Below are 23,686 nucleotides of genomic sequence, written 5' to 3'. Positions count from 1 at the left end.
ATCAATCGCCGAATACCGACCAGCCCGTGCGCGCGGCGAGCATTTCCAGCGCCACCGCGCCGAGCTGAGAATTGCCAACCTTGTTCAGGCCCGGCGACCACACGGCGATCGAGCCGATGCCCGGCGCTACGGCCAGAATGCCGCCGCCGACGCCGCTCTTGCCGGGAAGGCCGACATGATAGGCGAAGTCGCCCGAGCCATCATAATGGCCGCAGGTCAGCATCAAGGCATTGATGCGTCGCGCCCGCTTCGGCGAGACGACCGAATGGCCTGTGATCGGATTGCTGCCGCGTGCTGCGAGATAGAGCCCCGCCTTGGCAAGCTGCTGGCAGCTCATCGAAAGAGCGCATTGGTGGAAATAGACGCCGAGCGTGTGCTCGACGGGATGATCGAGATTGCCATAGGCACGCATGAAATTGGCGAGCGCGAAATTGCGGAAACCCGTTTGTGTCTCCGACCGCGCCACCCTGTCGTCAATGGTGATCGTTTCATCGTCGGCGACATAGCGCACGAAGCGCAGGAGCTCGCCGATCGCCTCGCGCGGCGCATGACCTGACAACACCACATCGCTGACGGCAATGGCGCCGGCATTGACGAAGGGATTGCGGGGAATGCCCTCTTCACGCTCGAGCTGGACGATGGAGTTGAAAGCGGTGCCAGACGGCTCGCGTCCGACGCGCTTCCATAGGCTTTCGCCGACCTTGCCGAGCGCCAGCGTCAGCATGAACACCTTGGAAATGCTCTGGATGGAAAAGGCTACATCGGCATCGCCGACACTATGAACCTCTCCGTCGACCGTCGCGATCGCCATACCGAACTGCTTCGGATCGACCTTGGCGAGCTCCGGAATATAATCGGCGACCTTGCCTTCGCCGATGCGCGGCGAAAGCTCAGCATGGATGCCGTCAAGAACTGCCTGCAAATCGGTCATAGAGCGCTCCAAGACAAAAAAGCCGCTCGAAGGGAGCGGCTTTTCCATTCATCAAGAAGAATATCCGCTTATTAACGCGAATAGAATTCGACGACCAGATGCGGTTCCATGACGACGGCGTAAGGCACGTCGGCAAGAGCCGGGACGCGAGCGAAGGTCGCAACCATCTTGTTGTGGTCGGCTTCGATGTAGTCCGGAACGTCGCGCTCAGCGAGAGAAACCGCTTCCAGAACGGTGACCAGCTGCTTGGACTTTTCGCGAACTTCGATGACGTCGCCAGCCTTGCAGCGGAACGAACCGATGTTGACGCGAACGCCGTTGACCGTGACGTGGCCATGGTTGACGAACTGACGCGCTGCGAAGACGGTCGGAACGAACTTGGCGCGGTACACGATCGCGTCGAGGCGCGATTCGAGCAGGCCGATCAGGTTTTCCGAGGTATCGCCCTTGCGGCGGTCAGCTTCAGCGAAGATAGCGCGGAACTGCTTCTCGCGCAGGTCGCCGTAGTAGCCCTTCAGCTTCTGCTTGGCGCGCAGCTGCACGCCGAAGTCCGAAAGCTTGCCCTTGCGGCGCTGGCCGTGCTGGCCCGGGCCGTATTCGCGACGGTTTACCGGGGACTTCGGACGACCCCAGATGTTCTCGCCCATACGGCGGTCAATTTTGTACTTGGACGATTCGCGCTTGCTCATCGCATTTCCTTTCAAACGTTGCCGCGGCCCGTTGCCGAACCGCGAAGGAAACACGCCCTCCTCTGAACTCCGTTTTCGAGCTCTGACAGGCTTCTCACATTAGCGAACGGAGAAAGCCACGGGACATGTCAAATGAAACACCGGACATTTCTGCCCGGCGTTGAGGCGGTCTCTAAGGGGTCGTCATGAAAATGTCAACAGCGGGATTGGCGAGAAGCGTGGTTTCATTCCGCTCCGTCTATTCTTCGCCACTCCTCTGGCACATCCGGCAAAGACGGCATCAAATCCGGCTCGGATGTCGCCTTGCGAAACACCACGTCTGCTTCGTTCAATGTCGTTACCTGCACAGGCATGCCTCGGTGGTCAACCGCCAGCAGGCCGACTATATCGGCTGGCGCCGTGCGAATGTAGCTCTCCGCTCTATTCAGAACCTCGACCAGCCTGTCTCGGATGACGCTGGCCTTGAAATCGATGGGAAGGCCCCTCACGGAGTCATATGCTTCGGTTGAAACCGACAATCCCCTACGTCTGATTTCATCGATTATCTTGACGGGAGAATAATGCGGCGGCTTTCCAGAGGCCGCCATGACAACCGCGCCCAAAGGAGAAAGCCTCTCATCGATCATTAGCAAGTCGACAAAATCCCGCGGCTTCGTGCGGGTTGATGCCGCCAGTACTTTGTTTATCGCAAGATCTGCGGGATGGAGCCGTGCACCCCATTCCTGATCTCTAATGAGGGGAAAAAAGCGGATTCGAGATTCACTCATCCACTGAATGAGGGTGCTCTCATGTGCCTTGGAAACCTCTGCCTCCACGCATCCGTAGACGTTCACCTCGACATAGACGTTAAACCCGTCGCCTCTTAACGTTTCCATGTCGCGGTCGGCTGTGGGACCGATTTCCTCATCGGTATCTTGAAAAATGTCTATATCGTCGGACAGACGAGGCCAGTTCATGTTCAACACAAGGCCGCCGGCGACATAGCTGGTTTCTGAGCGGTGCTTGGCGATGGAAGCCATGATCTGTTTTTGTAGGCTTGTGAGTGCCATCGCCTATTGCCCGACTTCGCCAAGCATGCGGCGCCCGAGAACAAAAGCACGCGCGTCCCCACGCTCAATTAAAGCGTTGGCTATTGCTTTTGCCTTTTGCATTTGGTCCGGCAATCGATCCAGATCAATATTATCGAGAATGCGGGTACCGTAGCGGACCAGTGCTTCATCAATATCCTGCTGAAGGCGCTCTTTCTTCTGCCGATGTTCAGCTCGCATCCTCGCTGCCTGCGAGAGGATTTCGCCGCGCCGCGCCTCAGGAACCAGAACTTCCACCCTCACAAGGTCGGATGCTCCACCGCTTTCCTTATATCGCTGAATTCTGTCACGCACGGCCACAAGGTCATCTCCGCAGCAAGGAATAGCTACGGAGATGAATATAGGCGTATCCCGGATACGGGTCAATGAGCAGGATTTGTTTCGGCTATTCCGCCGCCGCTTGCTCGCCGTCATCAAGATCAGGCGCATTGGCGTCGCCCGGCACAGTCTGGCATCCCATATCCGGGAAAGCGACGATGCGCTTGCCGGAGAAGTCCGTGTGGACGACAACGCTGCCCTGCTCCTCGAAATAACTGAGCAGACGACGCGCACGCCGCGCCGAATGCGTGCCGTACGCGCGGGCGATACGGGCATCGGATGGGCATGGCTCGCTGCCGATCGCCGCCTTGGCCAGCATCAAAAAGACACCCTGCAGATCATCAGTGACGCTCGTGGAGAGCGAAAGAGCCGTTGCCCACTGATCGGTCGCCATGATCGCTTCGTCGGCGCCGGAACGTACGATCGCCACGCGGCGACGGAACTCCGAGAGGCTCATCGGCGCACCGGGAACGCGGCGCATGCGCAACCGGACGAGGAACTCCTGATAGAGCACCGAATCCGTGCGAAAACCCGAAGCCGGATCGTCCAGGATTTCGGAGAGCACGGTGCCCACCCTCGCCTCACGATCTTCGCTCGATAGTTCCGGCTGGCTGACCCTCGGCTCGGCCGGAGCCGAACTTGCCGCCGGCACGGAACGGGAAAGCTCGGCCAGAATGTCGGTCGTCGGACGCGGCGCAGGCGCTGTACGACGCACGATGGCCTTGGAAAACTCTTCCGGGTCCGGCGTGAAGATCAGATCTTCTACATCCTGCGGCGCATCCGGCAACGGCATCAGCTTCGGGCTCGATGAACGCGCCGAGGTTTCGACGGAACCGATGGTGATCGGCAATGGCCGCCGCGACAGCGCCGGGCCGAGCGCTACGAAATTGCCGCGCTTCAGATCGCGGAACATTTCGGCCTGACGGCGATCCATGCCGAGCAGGTCGGCGGCACGCGCCATGTCGATATCGAGGAAGGTGCGGCCCATCAGGAAGTTGGAAGCCTCTGCCGCAACGTTCTTGGCAAGCTTTGCCAGTCGCTGCGTGGCGATGACGCCGGCAAGACCGCGCTTTCGGCCGCGGCACATCAAGTTGGTCATGGCACCCAGCGACATCTTGCGTGCGTCTTCGGAGACGTCGCCGCCCACAGACGGCGCAAACATCTGGGCCTCGTCGACCACGACAAGCACCGGATACCAGAATTCGCGATCGGCATCGAACATGCCATTGAGGAAGGCGGCAGCGGCACGCATCTGCTGCTCGATATCGAGCCCTTCGAGCGTCAGCACGCAGGACACACGATGCTGGCGAATGCGGTTGGCGATGCCGGCAAGCTCGGCCTCTGTGCGTTCGCCATCGACGACGACGTGCCCGAATTTATCGGCCAATGTGACGAAATCGCCTTCCGGATCGATGATGACCTGCTGCACCCATTGCGCGGATTGTTCCAGCAGGCGTCGCAGCAGATGCGACTTCCCGGAACCAGAATTGCCTTGTACCAGGAGACGAGTCGCCAGCAGCTCCTCGATATCGAGCTGGGCGCTGGTCCCGCCGGACGCCGTTCCCATGTCGATGCCGACCTGCAATGCACTTCCCCTATGATCAAGAATCAAATGCGGATGCGTCCTATCTTTCTGAAAGGACGCGCCTCCGTCTAGCAAAGATTTCCAAGCTTCGCGCCCGTGGATTGAAAAAACCCACAGGCAATCGCGATGTCAGCGAAACCGCAGATTTGCCCGCGACAGCTGGCTGACGGAGGTGCAGCCCATCAGCTTCATGTCCCGCTCGATCTCGGTGCGCAAATGCTTGAGCGCGCGTTCGACGCCCGCCTGACCGGCAGCGGCCAGCGGATAGAGGTAGAAGCGGCCGAGACCAACCGCCTTGGCGCCGAGCGACAGGGCCTTCAGCACGTGTGTACCACGCTGGATGCCGCCATCCATCATGACATCGATACGGTGACCGACGGCATCGACGATCTCGGCCAGTTGATCGAATGCCGACCGCGAGCCGTCCAATTGCCGGCCACCATGGTTCGAAAGCACGATGCCGGTGCATCCGATATCGACGGCACGCTTGGCGTCCTCGACCGACATGATGCCCTTCAGGCAGAACTGACCGTCCCAATGCTTCACCATTTCGGCGACGTCGTTCCAGTTCATCGATGGGTCAAGCATCTCGGTGAAATACTTGCCGATCGACATGGCGCCGCCACTCATGTCCACATGCTCATCGAGCTGTGGAAGACGGAATTTCTCGTGGGTGACGTAGTTCAGCGCCCAGGCGGGCTTGATGGCAAACTGCGTGAGACCGGCGAGATTGAGCTTGAACGGGATGGAAAATCCGGTGCGCAGGTCGCGCTCGCGATTGCCGCCGGTGATGCTGTCGACGGTCAGCATCATCACGTTGACGCCGGCTTCCTTCGCCCGCTCCATCATCGCCCGGTTCAGGCCACGATCCTTATGGAAATAGAACTGGTAGACCTGCGGCCCCGCATGCTTCTTGCGGATTTCCTCAAGGCTGACGGTGCCGAGCGACGAGACGCCGAACATCGTGCCGAGCGAAGCCGCTGCCGCCGCAACCGCATTCTCGCCCTGATGATGGAAAAGCCGCTGCAGGGCCGTCGGCGAGCAATAGAAGGGTGTGGCGAGCTTTTGCCCCATGACGGTGACAGACATGTCGATCTCGCTGACGCCACGAAGAACGTTCGGCACGAGATCGCAGCTCTCGAAACTCGCAGTGTTGCGCCGAAGCGTCACTTCGTCGTCGGCAGCGCCATCGATATAATTGAAGATCGGACCGGGAAGCCGGCCCTTTGCCAGAGCGCGGAAATCATGAAAGTTATGGCAGTCACGCAGGCGCATGGCTTGCCTCGACGATCAAACTGCAACCATTTTCAAAAGACATCAAATATCGATCTCCCAATATCCGCCGCTCCGTCCGACTTAAAGTCGGTGCAGTCGTGCTTCCCATTTGTAAAGCACATCCGGCTCCCTCTCCTCATTGCCTGCCCCGTCCGACTCGTCAACCACGAAGAAGCCGTGCTTTTCGTAAAAACGGCGCGCAGGCTCGTTTCTCTGGAATGTCCAGAGCGAGAGCACCGGATAGGCCGATTTGGCGACATCGAGCAATCGGCTGCCGATGCCCCTAGCTTGAGCTTCAGGCAGAACGTAGAGCTGATCGATCCAATCCTCCAGAAAAGCAATGACGCCCACGAGCCGGCCATCCTCTTCCGCGCCCCAGATCTGGCAATCCTTGAACACAACGGCACTCCAGAAGCCGACATCCTCCTCCGGTGTGTGCAGTCCGGAGAGCGTCGGAAGGCGCTCGTCGAAGGAGGCGCGATGAACGGCCGCTGCTGCCGTCATGTCCACGCGATCGAGTTTACGCAACGATATTGTGTCAGTCATCATCAAGCCTTCAGTCCAAAACCCTGCATCAACCGCCGGGTCGGGAAATCCGGCGCGCCGGAGGTGAACATTGCAAAGTCGAAATTATCGGGGTGAACGGCGTCGGCCACCTGTGGAACCAGGCTGCGCGCACGCCTCGCAATTGCCTCAGCGGGATCCAGCCAGTCGACCGGCCATGGCGCCAGCCGGCGGAAGATATTCGCCATGAACGGATAATGCGTGCAGGCCAGCACAACGATGTCGGTCTTGCGCCCATCCATCTCGACGAAGCATTGATCGATCTCGGTGAGCACTGCCTCGTCGGAAACCGCATCGCCGCGAATATACGCTTCCGCCAGACGAGCCAGATTCTCCGATCCCACAAGCCGGACATGGCATTGGGTGGCGAAGGACTGGATCAGGTCGCGGGTGTAGGCGCGCTTCACGGTGCCTGGTGTCGCCAGCACAGAGACCAGACCGGAGCGGGTGCGCTCCGCCGCCGGCTTGATCGCGGGGACCGTTCCGACAAACGTCATCGTTGGAAAGGCAGCCCTCAGATCGGCGCCGACAAGCGTAAAGGCCGTGTTGCAAGCGATGATGCAGACTTCCGGATCATACTGCACAAGCAGCTTTTCGAAGAGACCGACGATGCGTTCCTTCAGCGCCTGCTCCTCCCAGCCACCATAGGGAAAGCCGGCATCGTCGGCGACATAGATGAAACCGCGCTCCGGCATCAGTACCCGCGCCTCACGCAAAACGGTCAGCCCGCCAATACCGGAGTCAAAGACCAGAACCGGTTTCAGCTCATTCGCCGCTGCTGTCATCGTTCGTGGTTTCCTTGGGCGTTTTGGAGGGCCGGGGATGCGAGCCGCTGCCGCGAGGAGCATTCCGCGTGAAGCGGTCGAGGGACGAGATCACGCCGCGCAGCACGCTGATTTCCTGTTCGGTAAACGCCCTGCGCGACAGGACAGCCCGGAGATTGTCGACCATTTTCGGCTTTTTCCCGGCGGGATGGAAATAATTACGGGCATCCAAAGCCTCCTCGAGCTGTTCGAACAGGCCAAAGAGCTGATCCTTCGTGGAAGGCCGCTGCTCGATCGCCTGGAAAGGCACCTCGGCAACATCCTCCATGCCCGACTTCATCCACTCATAGGACATCAACAGCACGGCCTGGGCGATATTCAGGGACGCGAAGGCCGGATTGACCGGAAAGGTCACGATCTCGTCAGCCAGCGCCACTTCCTCATTCGTCAGGCCCCAGCGCTCCCTACCGAAAAGGATGCCGGTGCCCTCGCCCGCCTTGAACCGCGCACGAAGCGTCTCAGCCGCCACGACAGGTGACCGGACCGGCTTATAGCCGTCGCGCTCGCGCGCCGTCGTCGCATAGACGAAATTCAGATCGGCGATTGCCTCTTCCAGCGTATCGTAGACCTTCGTCGCCTCGATGATGTGATCGGCCTTGGAGGCAGTCGCCTGCGCCCGTTCGTTCGGCCAGCCGTCACGCGGATTGACCAGACGGAGCTCTGCAAGACCGAAATTCGCCATGGCCCGCGCCACCATGCCGATATTCTCGCCCATCTGCGGCTCGACCAGAATGACGGCCGGCCCTTCGGCCAGAAGTTGACGCTCGCTATTCGTGCCTGCCATGACGCTTTATCTCCGCGCGCGAACCTTAATCGCGCAAATCACGGTCGGAATAGCGAGAGAGACGGCAATCGGCAAGGTTTTTGAGCGCTAGCGCCGCGATGAAACCTCGCCAACTATTGCGGGTTGGCCGGCTTCTGCTGATCGGAAGGTTGTTGTTGCTGCTTGACCAGATCCTGCATGACCGATTTCAGCGAGCTCGGGCTGCCATTGTCGTCGTTCGTGACGATGTCGTCGATGACGGGCTTTCCCGCTTCCTGGATGACTTCGAAACGTACCGTGGTCACCTTCTGATAATCGGCATCGGTGCCCATGCAGGTGGATTTCTTGAAGGTCGCCAGCACCTCGGTCACATTGCCCCTCGGCGGCTGGGCAGCCAGCTTCACCTCTTCCAGCGGACAGGCGTCCTGAGCATTGACGATGACGTCATAGTCGAACGGCGAAATGCCATCCTCGTCGGCTGCGGGAAACTGGGCTGCAGCCTGATATTTCGCAGCGAAATCCTTGCTGTAGTCTTCCTTGAGCTTGCTTTCGTCGAAAATATCCTGCCAGTCGCTGTCGCCGCCGGCCCAGTTGGAGACCGTCGCATCCATAATGACCTTGACGGGGACCGTCGCATCAGCCGCCAGCGCCATCTGGGCGCCCAGGGAAAAGTGAAAGAGCGTGAAGGCGAGAGCGGAGACAGCAAATTTCTGCATGATATGATTCCGTTGCGGCAGGCAAAACATCGGCGACATTAGACCCATCGAATGCTTTGGCAATGGCCCGATCGTAAAAAGCAGGTGATCCGGCGAATGATCAAAAACGCGATGTCGAGGGCTCTATCGGCTTTGCGTTCCGGGCTTGCGGTGTTATAGCGCTCGGGACTTCACATTCACCACAGGACCATCCGGTCCCATCAGCTTAAACGAGGCAGAAGTATGAAGAAGATCAAGGTCGCTAACCCCGTTGCCGATCTCGATGGCGACGAAATGACTCGCATCATCTGGCAGTTTATCAAAGACAAACTGATCTACCCCTACCTCGATATCGATATCGACTATTACGACCTCTCGGTCGAGAACCGCGACGCGACCAACGACCAGGTCACCGTCGATGCCGCCAACGCCATCAAGAAGCACGGCGTCGGCATCAAGTGCGCGACGATCACGCCGGACGAAGACCGCGTCAAGGAATTCAACCTCAAGCAGATGTGGAAGAGCCCGAACGGCACGATCCGCAACATCCTCGGCGGCGTCATCTTCCGCGAGCCGATCATCTGCAAGAACGTGCCGCGCCTGGTTCCGGGCTGGACGAAGCCGATTGTCGTCGGCCGTCACGCTTTCGGCGACCAGTACCGCGCGACCGATTTCAAGTTCCCCGGCAAGGGTAAGCTGACCATCAAGTTCGTCGGCGAAGACGGCACGGTCATTGAAAAGAACGTCTTCGACGCTCCTGGCGCCGGCGTTGCCATGGCTATGTACAACCTCGACGAATCGATCCGTGAATTCGCTCGCGCCTCGATGATGTACGGCCTGATGCGCAAGTGGCCGGTTTACCTGTCGACGAAGAACACCATCCTCAAGGCCTATGACGGCCGCTTCAAGGACATCTTCGAAGAAGTCTACCAGAGCGAATTCAAGGCGAAGTTCGACGAAGTCGGCATCACCTACGAACACCGCCTGATCGACGACATGGTCGCCTCCGCTCTGAAGTGGTCCGGCGGTTATGTCTGGGCCTGCAAGAACTACGACGGCGACGTCCAGTCCGACACGGTTGCCCAGGGCTTCGGCTCGCTCGGCCTGATGACCTCGGTTCTGCTCACGCCGGATGGCAAGACGGTCGAAGCCGAAGCCGCACACGGCACGGTGACCCGTCACTACCGCCAGCACCAGAAGGGCCAGGAAACCTCGACGAACTCGATCGCCTCGATCTTCGCCTGGACCCGTGGTCTCGCCCATCGCGCCAAGCTCGACGACAATGCCGAACTGGCCAAGTTCGCCGCCACGCTTGAAACCGTCTGCGTCGATACCGTCGAAGCCGGCTTCATGACCAAGGATCTGGCCCTGCTCATCGGCCCGGACCAGCCTTGGCTCTCGACCACCGCTTTCCTCGACAAGATCGACGAAAACCTCCAGAAGGCCATGGCTGCGTAAGCCTCACCAAGATTGGAACTAGCGAAAACCCGGCCTCAGCGCCGGGTTTTCTTTTGCCGGAAATCTTGCCGCCGGGGTCGTGCAGTGGCAAGAATGCGACCAACAAAGGGAGAGAGAGATGGCCGAAGAACTCGTTTTCTATACCAATCCCATGTCGCGCGGGCGCATCGCCCGCTGGATGCTGGAGGAGACCGGCCAGCCCTATCGCACCGAATATCTCGACTATGGCACGACGATGAAGGCGCCCGAATATCTCTCGGTGAACCCAATGGGCAAGGTGCCGGCCATCAGGCATGGCAATACCATCGTCACCGAAGGTGCGGCCATCTGTGCCTATCTGGCAGAAACCTTTCCGCAAGCCGGCCTTGCGCCGACGGCAGCCGAACGCGGCCGCTATTTCCGCTGGATGTTCTTTGCGGCCGGTCCATTCGAGATGGCGGTCACCAACCGTGCGCTTGGCTTCGAAGTGCCGCCGGAACGCCTGCGCATGGCCGGCTGCGGCAGCTTCACAAATGTGCTCGACACCATCGAGCACGCGATCACAACCTCGCCCTTCATCGCCGGCGACCGCTTCACGGCCGCCGACGTTTATGTCGGCTCGCATGTAGGCTTCGCGCTGAATTTCGGGACGATCGAAAAGCGCCCGGCCTTCATCGACTATTGGAGCCGTGTGAGCGACCGCGACGCCTACCGCCGTGGCAACGACATCGACAATGCAGCGATGCCAAAGAAGCCGAACCCTTAAGAAGACAATGGCTTATGCCAACTTCCTCATAAAGGACGAAGCCTGCTATTGCAGCGGCATGTAGATGTCGGTCAACAGCTCCGTCGGCGGCACGTCGCGCGGATTGTTGATATATTCCTCGAACATGACCGTATCGCGCAGCTGTCGGCCTGATGCCGGCAGCCATTGCGCATAGAGCCACTGATAGGCCTTGTGCATGTTTGCATAGGGTCCCTTGTGGCGCAGCACGGCATATTCGCCGCCATCGAGCGAGCGGCGCTCCAGCGGCGCCTCGGCCGCCATTCCCTCGTTGGCGGTGACGCAGGCGACGGAGCGCAGCTTGTCCGCCTCGACGACATCGGGATCGTCGAGATAGACGCCGATCATGCGCATGTCCGGCCCGGCAAGGCCGCGGGCAAAGATGGTGCCGAACAGGGTTTCGAAAGCCTGGCCGATCTGCATGTAGGAGCCGCGATGGGCGACACCGACGAGTGACATAGGCGAAATGGTGCGAAGCGTAACGTCGAACATAACAGTGATCCTTCCTTGGGTGCTGGGTTCGAAGATCGTATGGCTTCCCTCATTCCGATATCGCGCCGGCGGCATGCCGTAGACGGATCTGAAGATACGGTTGAACGATTGGAGGTTGGGATAGCCCGACCGCTTTGCAATGTCGCTGATGGATAGACGGGTGTTGACGAGATCGCCGGCGGCACGATGCAGCCGCAGCCGCTTGACCGTGGCCGCCGCCGTCTCGCCATAGATCGCACGATAAATCCTGTGCCAGTGATAGCTGGACATGCAGGCAATTTCGGCGAGCTTTTCCATATCGAGCTCTTCATCCAGATGCTCATGGATATAGGCCGAAACCCGCCGCAACCGGGTCTCGTAAAGCGTCCACGCCGTTCCACCATTCATGTCAAACCTCTTGCAAACCGATCGGCCCGACAAGACCATAACCCGATTTGACAAATCCTGCGGAGTTGAGAATGGCGGATGTGAAAGCTCAATCTGCTCCGCGGAGTTTGATGAGAGTAACCAGCTTTGCGGGGGACAGGCCCATACCGCTTGTCGCAATGAAAAAGATGGCTTTGCCGTAGAATAGCCCCTGAATTTTCGCCACCCATGTGCGGTTCAATTTTTGCGCAAAGGCTTCTTGAATCTCCAACCTCACCATGCGTTCCATATAAACAGCGGCGCCAGTAATCTCACCCCAGGGAATACGCTGATTAGCAAAATCGAGGACGATCAATCCTTCCGGCGAGAAATCGAGATCGGGTTGCTCGCGCATCGCAGCGCAGAGCCAGAAAAAAGCTGTTAAAAGAAAGAAAGCACCGCCCGAAACCCCCATGAAGAAATCAAAACTGCCCATTGCTTCACTGCGATAACTTTTGCCTATGATCCAAACAGAACACGCAACAAAAAGCGCGGAGCCGGCAGCCATCCAGAAACTAAAAGAGCGGGAACGATAGAACTTCATCGGGCGTTGAAATCCTGCATTGCCGAAGTAGGTTGGGCCAATGGCCCAACCTAGCAGAATCGCAACCCTTAAGCGAGAGCTGCAGCAACCGCCTCAAGTGCCTCGTCGGCCTTGGCACCATCGGGGCCGCCGGCCTGCGCCATGTCGGGACGGCCGCCGCCGCCCTTGCCGCCGAGGGCAGCTGACGCAACGCGCACGAGATCGACGGCGCTTACGCGGCCGATCAGGTCTTCGGTGACGGCGACGACGGCGCTAGCCTTGCCATCCTCGGAAACACCGATCAGTGCGACCACGCCCGAGCCGAGGCCTGCCTTAGCTTCATCCGCCAGACCCTTGAGATCCTTGGGATCGACGCCGGAAATGGCCTTGCCGAGGAACTTGATGCCATTGACCTCGCGAACCGCATCGGCAGAACCGGCCTGGCCGCCGCCCATGGCGAGTTTGCGCTTGGCATCGGCCAATTCACGCTCCAGCTTGCGGCGCTCGTCCATCAGGGCTTCGACGCGGGAAACGACGTCGGCCGGCTGGACCTTCAGCGTCGAGGCGAGGTTCTTCACGCGCTCGTCCTGCTCGGCAAGATAGCTACGCGCGGATTCGCCGGTAACGGCTTCGATGCGGCGTACGCCAGCGCCGACGGCGCTATCGCCGAGGATGCGGACGAGGCCGATCTGACCGGTAGCGGACACATGCGTGCCACCGCAAAGCTCGATTGAGTAGGGCTTGCCGGCCTTGCTGCCATGCACGCCCTGCCCCATGGACACGACGCGCACTTCGTCGCCATACTTCTCGCCGAACAGCGCCATCGCGCCTTCGGCAATCGCGTCGTCGACACTCATAAGGCGGGTCGTAACCGAAGAATTCTGCAGCACGATCTCGTTGGCCATCTCTTCGACGACCTTCAGTTCCTCGGCCGTCATCGGCTTCGGATGGGAAACGTCGAAGCGCAGGCGCTCAGGTGCAACCAGCGAGCCCTTCTGCGCGACATGGGTGCCCAGCACTTCGCGCAGGGCTTCATGCAGCAGATGGGTGGCGGAATGGTTGGCGCGCAAGCGCGAGCGCCTTGCGTGATCGACCGTCAGCACGACGGCGTCGCCGACCTTGATCGTACCGTCCGAAACCTCGGCGATATGGACGAAAAGGCCCTCGCCTTTCTTCTGGGTGTCACTCACCGCCAGCTTGCCGCTGTCGCCGGAGATGACGCCGGTATCGCCCATCTGACCGCCGGATTCGCCATAGAATGGTGTCTGGTTCACGATGATCTGCACCTTGTCGCCAGCCGAAGCGCTGTCGACAGTGGCACCATCCTTAACGATCGCCTGAATGACGCCTTCAGCGGATTCCGTGTCGTAGCCGAGGAATTCGGTAGCGCCGTTCTTTTCCTTGAGCTCGAACCAGATGGTTTCGGTCGCCTTGTCACCGGAGCCGGTCCAGTGCGAGCGTGCCTCGGCCTTCTGCCGCTCCATCGCATCGGTGAAGCTGGAGATATCGACGCCGATGCGCGGGCGCGCAAGGCGTCCTGCGTCAGGTCAAGCGGAAAGCCATAGGTGTCGTAGAGCTTGAAGGCGGTTTCGCCGTCCAGGCTGTCGCCCTTGTGCAGCTCCGAGGTAGCGTCGTTCAGCAACGAGAGGCCGCGTTCCAGCGTCTTGCGGAAACGTGTTTCCTCAAGCTTCAGCGTCTCTGAAGTCAACGCCTCGGCGCGCACCAGCTCGGGATAGGCGCGGCCCATCTGCTGGACCAGCGCCGGCAGCAGCCGCCACATCAACGGCTCCTTGGCGCCGAGCAGCTGCGCGTGACGCATGGCGCGGCGCATGATGCGGCGAAGTACGTAGCCACGGCCTTCATTCGACGGCAGAACGCCATCGGCAATCAGGAAAGCGGAGGAGCGCAGGTGGTCGGCGATGACACGATGGCTGGCGCGATGCTCGCCCTCGGCCTTTACACCTGTCGCCTCTTCTGAGGCCTCAATCAACGCGCGGAACAGGTCGATATCGTAATTGTCGTGCTTGCCCTGCAAAACTGCGGCAACGCGTTCGAGGCCCATGCCGGTGTCGATCGACGGGCGCGGCAGGTCGACCCGCTCCTGCTTGGTGATCTGCTCGAACTGCATGAAGACGAGGTTCCAGATCTCGATGAAACGATCACCGTCTTCTTCCGGAGAGCCGGGAGGCCCGCCCCAGATATGGTCGCCATGGTCGTAGAAGATTTCCGAACAGGGACCGCACGGGCCGGTATCGCCCATCGCCCAGAAATTATCGCTGGTCGGGATGCGGATGATCTTGTCGTCTGAAAGGCCGGCGATCTTCTTCCAGAGGTTAAAGGCGTCGTCATCGGTGTGATAGACCGTGACCAGCAGGCGCTTGGCGTCGAGCCCGAATTCCTTGGTGATCAGGTTCCAAGCAAGCTCGATGGCCCGCTCCTTGAAATAATCGCCAAAGGAGAAATTGCCGAGCATTTCGAAGAAGGTGTGATGGCGGGCCGTATAGCCGACATTGTCGAGGTCGTTGTGCTTGCCGCCGGCGCGCACGCATTTCTGCGCCGTCGAAGCCGTCTTGTAGGGACGCTGCTCCAGGCCGGTGAACACGTTCTTGAACTGCACCATGCCGGCATTGGTAAACATCAATGTCGGATCGTTGCGCGGGACGAGCGGGCTCGACGGCACGATCTCGTGGCCGTTTTTCTTAAAATAGTCGAGGAAGGTCGACCGGATTTCATTCACACCGCTCATATGAGGCCCTTCAGTACTGCGCTCGGCAACTTGCATCAAAGTCAGTGGCTTTTATCGTTCGCTCCCGGCCCTGTCCAGCCGCACAAACAAAACCGGCCGCACATCCCTTGGACAATGCGGCCGGTTTCGGTTTTCGGTCTTAAATCAAAGCCTGGATCGGCCCGCCAAACCGCTATTCAGCGGCAGCATCGCCATCATCGGCGTCCGGACCGCCATTCTGCAGGAAGCGATCGGCGATGAGGCCGGCATTCTGGCGCAGTGACTGTTCGATCTCGCGGGCGAGATCCGGATTGTCGCGCAGGAAGAGCTTCGCATTTTCGCGGCCCTGGCCAAGGCGCTGGCTGTTGTAGGAGAACCAGGCACCGGATTTTTCGACGATGCCGGCCTTGACGCCGAGATCGACCAGCTCGCCGGTCTTGGAGACGCCTTCGCCATACATGATGTCGAATTCGACCTGCTTGAAGGGAGGCGCCATCTTGTTCTTGACGACCTTGACGCGCGTCTGGTTGCCGATGACCTCTTCACGCTCCTTGACCGCGCCGATGCGGCGGATATCGAGGCGAACCGAGGCATAGAACTTCAGCGCGTTACCGCCGGTCGTCGTTTCCGGCGAGCCGAACATGACGCCGATCTTCATGCGGATCTGGTTGATGAAGATCACCATGGTCTTGGACTTCGAGATCGAAGCCGTAAGCTTGCGCAGCGCCTGGCTCATCAGACGAGCCTGCAGGCCCGGCAGGCTGTCGCCCATTTCACCTTCGATTTCGGCGCGCGGCGTCAAGGCAGCAACCGAGTCGACGACGAGAACGTCGACGGCGCCGGAGCGCACCAGCGTGTCGGTGATTTCAAGCGCCTGCTCGCCGGTATCCGGCTGCGAGATCAGAAGGTTCTGCAAATCGACGCCCAGCTTGCGGGCATAGACCGGATCGAGTGCATGTTCCGCGTCGACGAAGGCGCAGATGCCACCCTTCTTCTGGGCCTCTGCAATGGTCTGCAGCGCCAGCGTCGTCTTACCCGAGCTTTCCGGCCCATAGATTTCGATGATACGCCCCTTCGGCAAGCCGCCAATGCCAAGGGCAATATCGAGGCTCAGCGAGCCCGTGGAAACCGTTTCGATTTCGACCACGTTCTCGTTGGAACCGAGCTTCATGATCGAGCCCTTGCCGAACGACCGCTCAATTTGAGAGAGTGCCGCTTCAAGTGCCTTGCTTTTATCCACCGATTTGTCCTCTACAAGCCGCAAAGAATTCTGAGACATTCGATCCACCTTTAGGTTATTGAAGCCGCTCTAGCAATGTCGCCGCCGATGAGAATTGTGTACTCTATTTGTTCTCTTTTCACAAGAGCACAACAAGCGATTGAAAGAAAAAGATAAAATGAATTCCGTTCTACTTTTGTTTTCTCCTTTCTTCCCAGACACTTACCCGCCGGAGGCAATGGGTTCCAGCATATTGGCGACCGGCCCGATTCGCCTTTTTGATCGCTGAGGAAAACCATATGGCGAAGAAGATTCTCGTTCTTGGCGGCGCACATGTCGACCGTCGTGGCCGCATCTTCGGCGAGACGGCGCCGGGCGCCAGCAATCCGGGCGCATGGTTCGAGGAGCCGGGCGGCGGTGGCTTCAATGCGGCGCGCAATCTTGCCCGTCTCGGCTTCGATGTCCGGCTGATCTCTCCCCGAGGCGGCGACCCCTCCGGTGAGATGGTTGCGGAGGCGGCCAGCCATGCCGGCATCGAGGATACGCCCTTCGTCTTCCTCGACCGCAAGACGCCGAGCTACACCGCGATCCTCGAACGCGACGGCAATCTGGTGATCGCGCTTGCCGATATGGAACTCTATCAGCTGTTTGTGCCCAGGCGGCTGGCGATTCGCGCCGTTCGCGATGCATTCGCCGCAACGGACCTTGTTCTTTGCGACGCCAATCTGCCGGCCGAAACCTTGGCTGCGATTGCAGCAAGGGCGTCTGCCTGCCGCAAGCCCGTCGCCGCCATCGCGATCTCACCGGCCAAGGTTATCAGGCTGAAATCGAGCCTTGCCGGCATCGATCATCTTTTTCTCAATGAAGCCGAGGCCGCGGCGCTCACCGAGAGCCGTCCGGAGGATCCTCTGGAATGGGTCAGCGGATTGCGCGCGCTCGGTCTGCGCAACGGCGTCATTACCCGTGGCAAGCGCGAGTTGATCGCGTTTTCGCGTGATGCCGTCGTCAGCCTGCACCCGCCTATCGTCCAGGACGTCGCTGATGTCACCGGTGCGGGAGATTCCCTTGCGGCCGGCGTTTTATCCGCGCTGCTTGCCGGTCATGATCTTGCCGAAGCCGTGCGCCATGGCGCTGCCGCGGCCGCGATCACCGTGCAATCACCCTTGGCAACGGCCGAAAATCTCTCGCCCGAGCTTCTAAAGTCGATGTTGGCCCTTGTTCCCGAGGCCGCTATTCTGTCATGAAGCTCGCTTCACTCGCCTATCCTGTTTCAGTCAATTGGACACGACAATGACCAAGCCTATCTCGCCACTGCTTCCGATCGCCTATTCGAAGGAAGTCGCCGCCGCCAAGATGCGCGGCGCGCCGCTCGTCGCGCTGGAATCGACCATCATCACCCATGGCATGCCCTACCCCGGCAATATCGAGATGGCCCGCAGCGTCGAAGCGATCATTCGCCAGGAAGGCGCCGTGCCTGCAACCATCGCTGTCATCCATGGCACGCTGCATATCGGCCTCGAGCCCGAAGAGCTGGAAGCCCTTGCCAAGACTGAGGGCGCGATGAAGGTATCGCGTGCCGATCTCGCCTTCGCGATCGCCGAGCGCCGCACCGGTGCAACCACGGTTGCCGCTACGATGATCGCCGCCGCCCGCGCCGGCATCAAGGTTTTCGCCACCGGCGGTATCGGCGGCGTCCATCGCGGTGCCGAAGAAAGCTTCGATATTTCGGCTGACCTTGAAGAGCTCTCCCGCACCGGCGTCATCGTCGTCTGCGCCGGCGCCAAGGCGATCCTCGATATTCCGAAGACGCTGGAAGTTCTGGAAACCCGCGGCGTGCCCGTCGTCACCTATGGCAGCGCCGAATTCCCGGCCTTCTGGTCGCGTTCCTCCGGCCTGCCGAGCCCGCTGACGCTCAATAGCCCGGCCGCAATCGCCAATTTCCAGACGACCCGCGAACAGCTCGGCATCGATGGCGGCATGCTGATCGCCAATCCGGTGCCGGAAGCCGACGAAATTCCGAGCGAGGAAATGGAAATCTACATCCAGCGCGCCCTCGACAGTGCCGAGCGCGACGAGATCGCCGGCAAAGCCGTGACCCCGTATCTGCTCAGCACCATCTTCGACATTACCGATGGCCGCAGCCTCAAGACCAACATCGCTCTCGTCGAGAACAATGCACGTCTCGGTGCCGAAATCGCCGTCGCTCTGGCGGAATAAACAAAGCCGCAGCCGCCCTAGGTCAATGTGAACAGGCCAAGGGCGGCCCGCAATTCGGCAAGGGTTGCCTCCGTCCTCTCCCTTGCCTTGAGGGTCCCCTCGCGCAATATGTCCAGCACATAGCCCGGCTCGGCGGCATATCGGGCGCGGCGCTCGCGGATCGGCGCAAGCAACGCCTGCAGAATATCCTCCAGATGTCTCTTGACGGTGATATCGCCCAGGCCGCCGCGCCGGTATCGTTCCTTCAAGTCTTCCAAGAGCTGCCCATCATCGCAGAAGGCGTCGAGATAGGTAAAGACCACATTTCCCTCGATCTTGCCGGGATCGCTGGCACGCAGGTGCGTGGGATCGGTATACATGCGCCGCACGGCATCGGTTATTTCGTCCGGCGAGGCCGAAAGCGAAATGGCATTGCCCTGCGATTTGCTCATCTTCGCCTTGCCATCGACGCCGGGCAGCCGGCCCACGGCGGGTATCATGGCCTCGGCTTCGACAAGAATATCGCGACCGACCTGCCGGTTGAGGCGGCGGACGATCTCGTTAGTCTGCTCGATCAGCGGCGCCTGATCTTCGCCCACAGGCACGACCGTCGCCCTGAAGGCGGTGATATCGGCCGCCTGGGCCACCGGATAGCAGAGGAAGCCGGCAGGTACGTCACGCTCGAAGCCACGCAGCTGGATTTCGGTCTTGATCGTCGGATTGCGCTCCAGACGGCTGACCGTCACGAAATTCAGATAGAGCAGCGTCAGTTCCGCCAGTGCCGGCAGCGCAGACTGCAGGCAGATCGTCGTCTCCAACGGATCGATGCCGACGGCGAGATAGTCGAAGGCGACTTCGAGAACGTTGCGGCGGACTTTTTCCGGATCATGGGCATTGTCGGTCAACGCCTGCGTATCCGCCAGCAATAGAAATTGTCGATGAGAGCGCTGAAGTGCGACGCGGCTCTTCAGCGACCCTGCGTAGTGACCGAGATGGAGTGGACCGGTGGTTCTGTCGCCCGTCAATATGACGGGACGTGTATCGATAGAGGAAGACATTTTTGCTCCGTAAAAGGAGCCGCCGCCATCGGGAAGGAAAAGGGAAATGACCATGCCTGCCGGATCACGGCGGCAAGGGTCGATTTCGTAAAATGACGACTGCCGCTCCTAGAAGGAGCGCCACCACATTTGGCAAATGCGCTTGGCAAGGTCGATCATGCGCGGTTGATATCACCGATGCGACGGCATCGGCAATATCGACCGGAAAAATTCGCCTATCGGTCCAGCGTCTCCCGCACAACGACCGCAAGCTGCTTCAGCGAGAAAGGCTTCGGCAGGAAGCCGAACTGTGCGTCGGCCGGCAGATTGCGGGCAAACGCATCTTCCGCATAGCCCGAGACGAAGATGAACTTCATATCCGGATATTTCTTGCGCAGCTCACGCAATAGCGACGGGCCGTCCATTTCCGGCATGACGACGTCGGAGACGACGACGTCGACCTGACCGTCAAGCTCGTCCATGATTTCCAACGCCTCGACACCGGAGCCCGCCTCATAGACGGTATAGCCGCGTGTCTCGAGCATGCGCTTGCCGCGCCGCGACGCACGGCTTCCTCGTCCTCGACCAGCAGCACGACGGCAGACTTGCCGGTCAGATCCGCCGGCTCTTCAGCCGGTGCCGCCGTTGCGACGCTCTGATCCATCGCCGTGACGCCACGGCTTTCCGCTGCCTTCGCTTCGGCGGCGACAGCCGGGTCGACCATGTGGCGCGGCAGGAAAATGCGGAACGTCGTTCCCTTGCCGACTTCCGACTCCGGATTGATGTAGCCGCCCGATTGCTTGATGATGCCATAGACCATCGCCAGGCCGAGGCCCGTGCCCTTGCCTACTTCCTTTGTGGTGAAGAAGGGCTCGAAGATCTTGTCCATGATTTCAGGCGCGATACCCGTGCCGGTATCGTTGACCTCGACGAGAACCATGTCCTCATGCGGCAGATAGGCATAGTTGAAGGCGCTGACATCCGCGGCCAGGAGATTGCGGGTGCGCAGCGTCAGCGTACCGCCGCCCGGCATGGCGTCGCGCGCATTGACGCAAAGGTTGATGAGAACCTGCTCGAACTGCGAAAGATCGGTTTTGACGGGCCAGAGGTCGCGGCCATAGTCGACATCCAGCTTGACATGGGTGCCAGATAGCAGCCTGTCCACGAGCATGCGGAGATCGCCGATCACGTCGGTCAGGTTGAGGATCGACGGCCGCATGGTCTGCTTGCGCGAGAAGGCGAGCAACTGCCGCACCAGCACAGCCGCACGATTGGCGTTGCGCTTGATTTCCATCAGATCCGCAAAGCTGGCGTCGGAAGGCCGTGCCTGCAGCAGCAAGTGATCCGAAGAGAGCAGGATCGCCGTCAGTACGTTGTTGAAGTCATGCGCGATGCCGCCGGCAAGCGTGCCCACTGCATTGAGCTTTTGCGTCTGCGCCATCTGCGTCTCGAGCGCCTTCTGCTCGGTCACTTCGACGGCATAGACGATCGCAGCCTCTTCCGGCGCTTCGTCGGTCTGGTCGATCACGGCGTTGATATAGAAGCGGAAATGCCGGGTGTCATCCTTGGGATTACGGGAATCGATCGGAGGAATATCGCCTTGCCGATCCTTGGCAGCCGCCAGCGCCTGATGCAGGCGCGAGCGGTCGCTGTCGTTGACGACTGTCTCCAGAGCCGCGCCACGTTCGATGTCGTCGCGCGATACCAGATCCGAGAAGAGCTTCAGGAACGGCGCATTGGTCCGCAGAATGCGGCCGGCACCATCGACGGAAGCGATCGCCATCGGCGTATTGTTGAAGAACCGGCTGAAGCGCATCGCAGCAGCAGAAGCCGATTGCTCGGTGTCGCCGCCGTTCTGGCGTGTCAGGACGATGGTGCGGCTTTCGCCTGGGGCGCCATCGCGCATCGACGTGACGCTGTGGACGATCTGTACCGGCAGGCTCTGGCCATTCGAGCGCCTGAGATCGAGATCGAGCGTCACCGTCTTCTTCAATCCGGGCTCGGCCTGGACGGACTGGATCAGCGCCAGCCCTTCGCCGGCGACGAGATCGCGGATAGTCATCGACCCCGACACGAACTTTGTCAGGTCGAAGCCCAGCCACTCCGCCAGCGTAGCATTGAGATAGAAGATTTCGCCCTTGCGGCCGGCGGAGAAAAAGCCGGCCGGCGCGTGGTCGAGATAGTCGATCGCGTTCTGAAGCTCCTTGAAGAAGCGCTCCTGATCGTCACGCTCTGAGGTGATATCCGTAATCTGCCAGATGTGCAGCGCCGTGCTGCCGCCCTGCTCCGGCTGCAATACCCGCGCTTTCAATCGATACCAATGGGCTGTCTGCCCGATCCCATTGAAAGGACCGAGCGGCTTCAGAAGCCGGAATTCTTCCGATCCTTCCTTGCCGTCGCGCAAGCCGTTGGCGAGGCGGTACAACGCTTCGTTGGATTCACGGTTGCGCGACAACAGTGTCTCCAGCGACTGCACTTCGGTCGCCTTGGTAGCGCCGGTCAGCCTGCCATAGGCGGCATTAGCATAGACGATGCGGCCCTTCTCGTCGGTAATCAGCGTTCCATCCGGATGGCTGTTCAGAAACGAGCGCGCCAGACTGTCGGATTGCGGCTGCGGCATGACCTCGACAAAGCCGATGATCGAGGACACCAGGAAGAAGATGCCGACCATGGCGAGAATGCCCAGGCCACCGAGCACGGCTTCATTATCAAGTTGGCTCTTGAACACGACGAAGGCGGCGGCGGCGGCGACAAGCACCAGCGCAAGCAGCATGATGCGCAGCACAGTGCCGGAACGAACCCCGCGATCCACCAGCGGCACGCTATACTCGTCGGACGGACGCTGCTTCGTCATAAACCCCTCGTCTCCGCCGTTCTCCTCGCGACATGTGATACACGTTACGGATCGCCGGAGTCGGACCTTTCGAATCTTCTTTAGCAATTTGCATCATCAGCAAAAAGCTTTGCCGGGCCAGAAAGGCTTGAATTCACAGGCAAGACAGCGCAACAGGCTACAATCGCATCTTGTATCCGCTATGATCCTGTCCATATGATCGCCGCATAGGAAGGCCAAGGTCAAAGCATCTACCCCGGCGTAGTTGCGCGCAGGCCGCGACATCGGGGACAAATACGGAGTATCTCGACATGTTGGACGACATCGCCGGAGCCTATGGCAGCCGTTTCTTTCTCGCAGCCGGCGGGGTTGGCATCGCCCTCCTCGTGCTGATCGGCATTCTTTGGGTCTTGCGCAATCGGGCGCCGTCTCCCTTCGTGCGCGGCGGCAAGAATCGCCAGCCGCGCCTGCAGGTGCTGGATGCGGCAGCCGTCGATGCACGTCGCCGTCTTGTGCTTGTCCGGCGCGATGGCGTCGAGCACTTGATCATGATTGGTGGCCCCACGGATATCGTCATCGAATCCGGTATCTCCGATCCCGCGCGGGCAGGAACATCGACACCGCTCGAAGCCCCCACGGCACTCGAGGACCGGCCGCAGTCACGGAAAAAGGTCGAAGAACTCCACAGCCCTCTCGCCGCGCTTCCGCAACGCCCGCAGACCGTTGAAGACAAGGTCGAAGCCTATCTGCGCGCAGAGCCGACCGTTGCGGCCACGCCAGCACCAATGGCGCGCCCAGCTGAACGCCCCCCCCAGCCCGCAGTTGCACCGCCTCAGCGCGTACAGCCACCCGCACCCGCAATTACCGAGGCGGAAGCCGCCGACATATTGGACGCCGCACGCCAGGTCGTCCTGCCGGCGCAACCGGCGCGCGCAGCTCCCATCGAGCCGACCATCGAATCGCCACGTCCAGCGGAAACCGGCAACGACTTCCAACGCGTTCTGGAAGCGGAAATGTCGAAGAACCTGACGGCGGAACGGATCATTCCAAACGTTGCACCGCAGCGCCAGGTCCAGCAGCAGCCGGCCGTCACGCCAGTTGCATCCCAGCCCGGCCCGGCGCAGCGTGTCGACCCTGAACTTGCCCCGATGACCGGAGCTGACAATGCGCTTCAGAAGGAAGTTGCACGTATCTTCGGTGAAATGAGCGTCAGCCGCGACAAATAAGGCGCGGCGGAAAACGCGACCGAATCAAAAAAGCACGACGCATATGCGTCGTGCCTTTTGTTTATAGGTTCCGATCG

19 protein-coding genes and 2 pseudogenes are annotated in these 23,686 nt (G+C 60.2%); 5 read left to right on the top strand and 16 right to left on the bottom strand.

Annotated features, from left to right (window positions below; genetic code table 11):
• Position 1: 1 nt before the first annotated feature.
• The 10 genes from BSK43_RS20245 to BSK43_RS20200 all read right to left on the bottom strand — a co-directional run bounded on the left by BSK43_RS20245 (position 2) and on the right by BSK43_RS20200 (position 8,690).
• The gene (locus BSK43_RS20245; RefSeq protein WP_068387988.1) at positions 2-931 is read right to left on the bottom strand and encodes a glutaminase; all 930 of its coding nucleotides are present in this window, start codon (positions 929-931) and stop codon (positions 2-4) included.
• 71 nt (positions 932-1,002) lie between these two features.
• Positions 1,003-1,620, bottom strand: a complete 618-nt coding sequence (rpsD, locus tag BSK43_RS20240) for a 30S ribosomal protein S4 (protein WP_068387281.1) — start codon at positions 1,618-1,620, stop codon at positions 1,003-1,005.
• 224 nt (positions 1,621-1,844) lie between these two features.
• On the bottom strand, positions 1,845-2,669 hold the full coding sequence (locus BSK43_RS20235) for a nucleotidyl transferase AbiEii/AbiGii toxin family protein (RefSeq protein ID WP_169055433.1): 825 nt from the start codon (positions 2,667-2,669) through the stop codon (positions 1,845-1,847).
• Between the two features lie 3 nt (positions 2,670-2,672).
• A complete protein-coding gene (locus BSK43_RS20230; RefSeq protein WP_077472701.1) occupies positions 2,673-3,008 on the bottom strand; it encodes a hypothetical protein in 336 nt (111 codons plus the stop codon).
• An 85-nt stretch (positions 3,009-3,093) separates the two neighbouring features.
• Positions 3,094-4,611, bottom strand: coding sequence for an ATP-binding protein (locus tag BSK43_RS20225; RefSeq protein WP_077472700.1), 1,518 nt, complete (start codon positions 4,609-4,611; stop codon positions 3,094-3,096).
• A gap of 129 nt (positions 4,612-4,740) precedes the next feature.
• A complete protein-coding gene (locus BSK43_RS20220; protein ID WP_077472699.1) occupies positions 4,741-5,886 on the bottom strand; it encodes an alpha-hydroxy acid oxidase in 1,146 nt (381 codons plus the stop codon).
• An 81-nt stretch (positions 5,887-5,967) separates the two neighbouring features.
• Positions 5,968-6,432 carry a GNAT family N-acetyltransferase gene (locus BSK43_RS20215; RefSeq protein WP_077472738.1) on the bottom strand — a complete coding sequence of 155 codons (465 nt, stop codon included), beginning with the start codon at positions 6,430-6,432 and terminating at the stop codon, positions 5,968-5,970.
• A 2-nt stretch (positions 6,433-6,434) separates the two neighbouring features.
• A complete protein-coding gene (murI, locus tag BSK43_RS20210; protein ID WP_077472698.1) occupies positions 6,435-7,235 on the bottom strand; it encodes a glutamate racemase in 801 nt (266 codons plus the stop codon).
• Complete coding sequence (locus BSK43_RS20205; RefSeq protein ID WP_077472697.1) at positions 7,216-8,058, bottom strand: RNA methyltransferase; 843 nt, start codon at positions 8,056-8,058, stop codon at positions 7,216-7,218. Before BSK43_RS20205 ends, murI begins: the two co-directional genes overlap by 20 nt.
• 113 nt (positions 8,059-8,171) lie before the next feature.
• Positions 8,172-8,690 carry a hypothetical protein gene (locus tag BSK43_RS20200; RefSeq protein ID WP_136687249.1) on the bottom strand — a complete coding sequence of 173 codons (519 nt, stop codon included), beginning with the start codon at positions 8,688-8,690 and terminating at the stop codon, positions 8,172-8,174.
• Between the two features lie 285 nt (positions 8,691-8,975).
• Here BSK43_RS20200 and BSK43_RS20195 point away from each other — a divergent pair, with 285 nt between their 5' ends.
• On the top strand, positions 8,976-10,190 hold the full coding sequence (locus tag BSK43_RS20195; RefSeq protein WP_077472696.1) for an NADP-dependent isocitrate dehydrogenase: 1,215 nt from the start codon (positions 8,976-8,978) through the stop codon (positions 10,188-10,190).
• A 118-nt stretch (positions 10,191-10,308) separates the two neighbouring features.
• Positions 10,309-10,935, top strand: a complete 627-nt coding sequence (locus tag BSK43_RS20190) for a glutathione S-transferase family protein (protein WP_077472695.1) — start codon at positions 10,309-10,311, stop codon at positions 10,933-10,935.
• A gap of 45 nt (positions 10,936-10,980) precedes the next feature.
• Here BSK43_RS20190 and BSK43_RS20185 read toward each other — a convergent pair whose 3' ends face one another.
• From BSK43_RS20185 to recA, 4 genes and pseudogenes are all read right to left on the bottom strand, one after another.
• On the bottom strand, positions 10,981-11,832 hold the full coding sequence (locus BSK43_RS20185) for an AraC family transcriptional regulator (protein WP_077472694.1): 852 nt from the start codon (positions 11,830-11,832) through the stop codon (positions 10,981-10,983).
• Between the two features lie 88 nt (positions 11,833-11,920).
• Positions 11,921-12,394, bottom strand: a complete 474-nt coding sequence (locus BSK43_RS20180) for a hypothetical protein (RefSeq protein WP_077472693.1) — start codon at positions 12,392-12,394, stop codon at positions 11,921-11,923.
• Between the two features lie 68 nt (positions 12,395-12,462).
• A pseudogene (gene alaS, locus BSK43_RS20175) lies at positions 12,463-15,119 on the bottom strand (alanine--tRNA ligase).
• Positions 15,120-15,291: 172 nt separating this feature from the next.
• Positions 15,292-16,377, bottom strand: a complete 1,086-nt coding sequence (recA, locus tag BSK43_RS20170; RefSeq protein ID WP_077472692.1) for a recombinase RecA — start codon at positions 16,375-16,377, stop codon at positions 15,292-15,294.
• A 239-nt stretch (positions 16,378-16,616) separates the two neighbouring features.
• Between recA and BSK43_RS20165 the strand changes: the two genes are divergently transcribed.
• Both BSK43_RS20165 and BSK43_RS20160 read left to right on the top strand, forming a co-directional pair.
• On the top strand, positions 16,617-17,561 hold the full coding sequence (locus BSK43_RS20165; RefSeq protein WP_077472691.1) for a carbohydrate kinase family protein: 945 nt from the start codon (positions 16,617-16,619) through the stop codon (positions 17,559-17,561).
• Positions 17,562-17,607: 46 nt separating this feature from the next.
• Positions 17,608-18,534: a pseudouridine-5'-phosphate glycosidase gene (locus tag BSK43_RS20160; RefSeq protein WP_068387315.1), complete on the top strand. Its 927-nt coding sequence runs from the start codon at positions 17,608-17,610 to the stop codon at positions 18,532-18,534.
• 17 nt (positions 18,535-18,551) lie between these two features.
• Here BSK43_RS20160 and trpS read toward each other — a convergent pair whose 3' ends face one another.
• Both trpS and BSK43_RS20150 read right to left on the bottom strand, forming a co-directional pair.
• Positions 18,552-19,571 (bottom strand): tryptophan--tRNA ligase, encoded by a 1,020-nt coding sequence (gene trpS / locus BSK43_RS20155; protein ID WP_077472736.1) that lies wholly within the window; start codon positions 19,569-19,571, stop codon positions 18,552-18,554.
• Between the two features lie 215 nt (positions 19,572-19,786).
• Positions 19,787-22,404, bottom strand: a pseudogene (locus BSK43_RS20150) (response regulator).
• Between the two features lie 290 nt (positions 22,405-22,694).
• Here BSK43_RS20150 and BSK43_RS20145 point away from each other — a divergent pair.
• A complete protein-coding gene (locus BSK43_RS20145; RefSeq protein WP_077472689.1) occupies positions 22,695-23,609 on the top strand; it encodes a flagellar biosynthetic protein FliO in 915 nt (304 codons plus the stop codon).
• Positions 23,610-23,686: the final 77 nt, after the last annotated feature.

Source organism: Rhizobium sp. P44RR-XXIV, from assembly GCF_001999485.2.
Lineage (GTDB): Bacteria > Pseudomonadota > Alphaproteobacteria > Rhizobiales > Rhizobiaceae > Rhizobium.
Note: the sequence above shows the minus strand (reverse complement) of the source record. Positions and strands in the feature narration are given on the sequence as shown.

Excerpts from the sequence above, each read along its gene's own strand:
- BSK43_RS20245 (WP_068387988.1), bottom strand. The coding sequence starts at position 931 with ATGACCGATTTGCAGGCAGTTCTTGACGGCATCCATGCTGAGCTTTCG.
- rpsD (WP_068387281.1), bottom strand. The coding sequence starts at position 1,620 with ATGAGCAAGCGCGAATCGTCCAAGTACAAAATTGACCGCCGTATGGGC.
- BSK43_RS20235 (WP_169055433.1), bottom strand. The coding sequence starts at position 2,669 with ATGGCACTCACAAGCCTACAAAAACAGATCATGGCTTCCATCGCCAAG.
- BSK43_RS20220 (WP_077472699.1), bottom strand. The coding sequence starts at position 5,886 with ATGCGCCTGCGTGACTGCCATAACTTTCATGATTTCCGCGCTCTGGCA.
- BSK43_RS20215 (WP_077472738.1), bottom strand. The coding sequence starts at position 6,432 with ATGACTGACACAATATCGTTGCGTAAACTCGATCGCGTGGACATGACG.
- murI (WP_077472698.1), bottom strand. The coding sequence starts at position 7,235 with ATGACAGCAGCGGCGAATGAGCTGAAACCGGTTCTGGTCTTTGACTCC.
- BSK43_RS20205 (WP_077472697.1), bottom strand. The coding sequence starts at position 8,058 with ATGGCAGGCACGAATAGCGAGCGTCAACTTCTGGCCGAAGGGCCGGCC.
- BSK43_RS20200 (WP_136687249.1), bottom strand. The coding sequence starts at position 8,690 with ATGGCGCTGGCGGCTGATGCGACGGTCCCCGTCAAGGTCATTATGGAT.
- BSK43_RS20195 (WP_077472696.1), top strand. The coding sequence starts at position 8,976 with ATGAAGAAGATCAAGGTCGCTAACCCCGTTGCCGATCTCGATGGCGAC.
- BSK43_RS20190 (WP_077472695.1), top strand. The coding sequence starts at position 10,309 with ATGGCCGAAGAACTCGTTTTCTATACCAATCCCATGTCGCGCGGGCGC.
- BSK43_RS20185 (WP_077472694.1), bottom strand. The coding sequence starts at position 11,832 with ATGAATGGTGGAACGGCGTGGACGCTTTACGAGACCCGGTTGCGGCGG.
- BSK43_RS20180 (WP_077472693.1), bottom strand. The coding sequence starts at position 12,394 with ATGAAGTTCTATCGTTCCCGCTCTTTTAGTTTCTGGATGGCTGCCGGC.
- recA (WP_077472692.1), bottom strand. The coding sequence starts at position 16,377 with ATGTCTCAGAATTCTTTGCGGCTTGTAGAGGACAAATCGGTGGATAAA.
- BSK43_RS20165 (WP_077472691.1), top strand. The coding sequence starts at position 16,617 with ATGGCGAAGAAGATTCTCGTTCTTGGCGGCGCACATGTCGACCGTCGT.
- BSK43_RS20160 (WP_068387315.1), top strand. The coding sequence starts at position 17,608 with ATGACCAAGCCTATCTCGCCACTGCTTCCGATCGCCTATTCGAAGGAA.
- trpS (WP_077472736.1), bottom strand. The coding sequence starts at position 19,571 with ATGTCTTCCTCTATCGATACACGTCCCGTCATATTGACGGGCGACAGA.
- BSK43_RS20145 (WP_077472689.1), top strand. The coding sequence starts at position 22,695 with ATGTTGGACGACATCGCCGGAGCCTATGGCAGCCGTTTCTTTCTCGCA.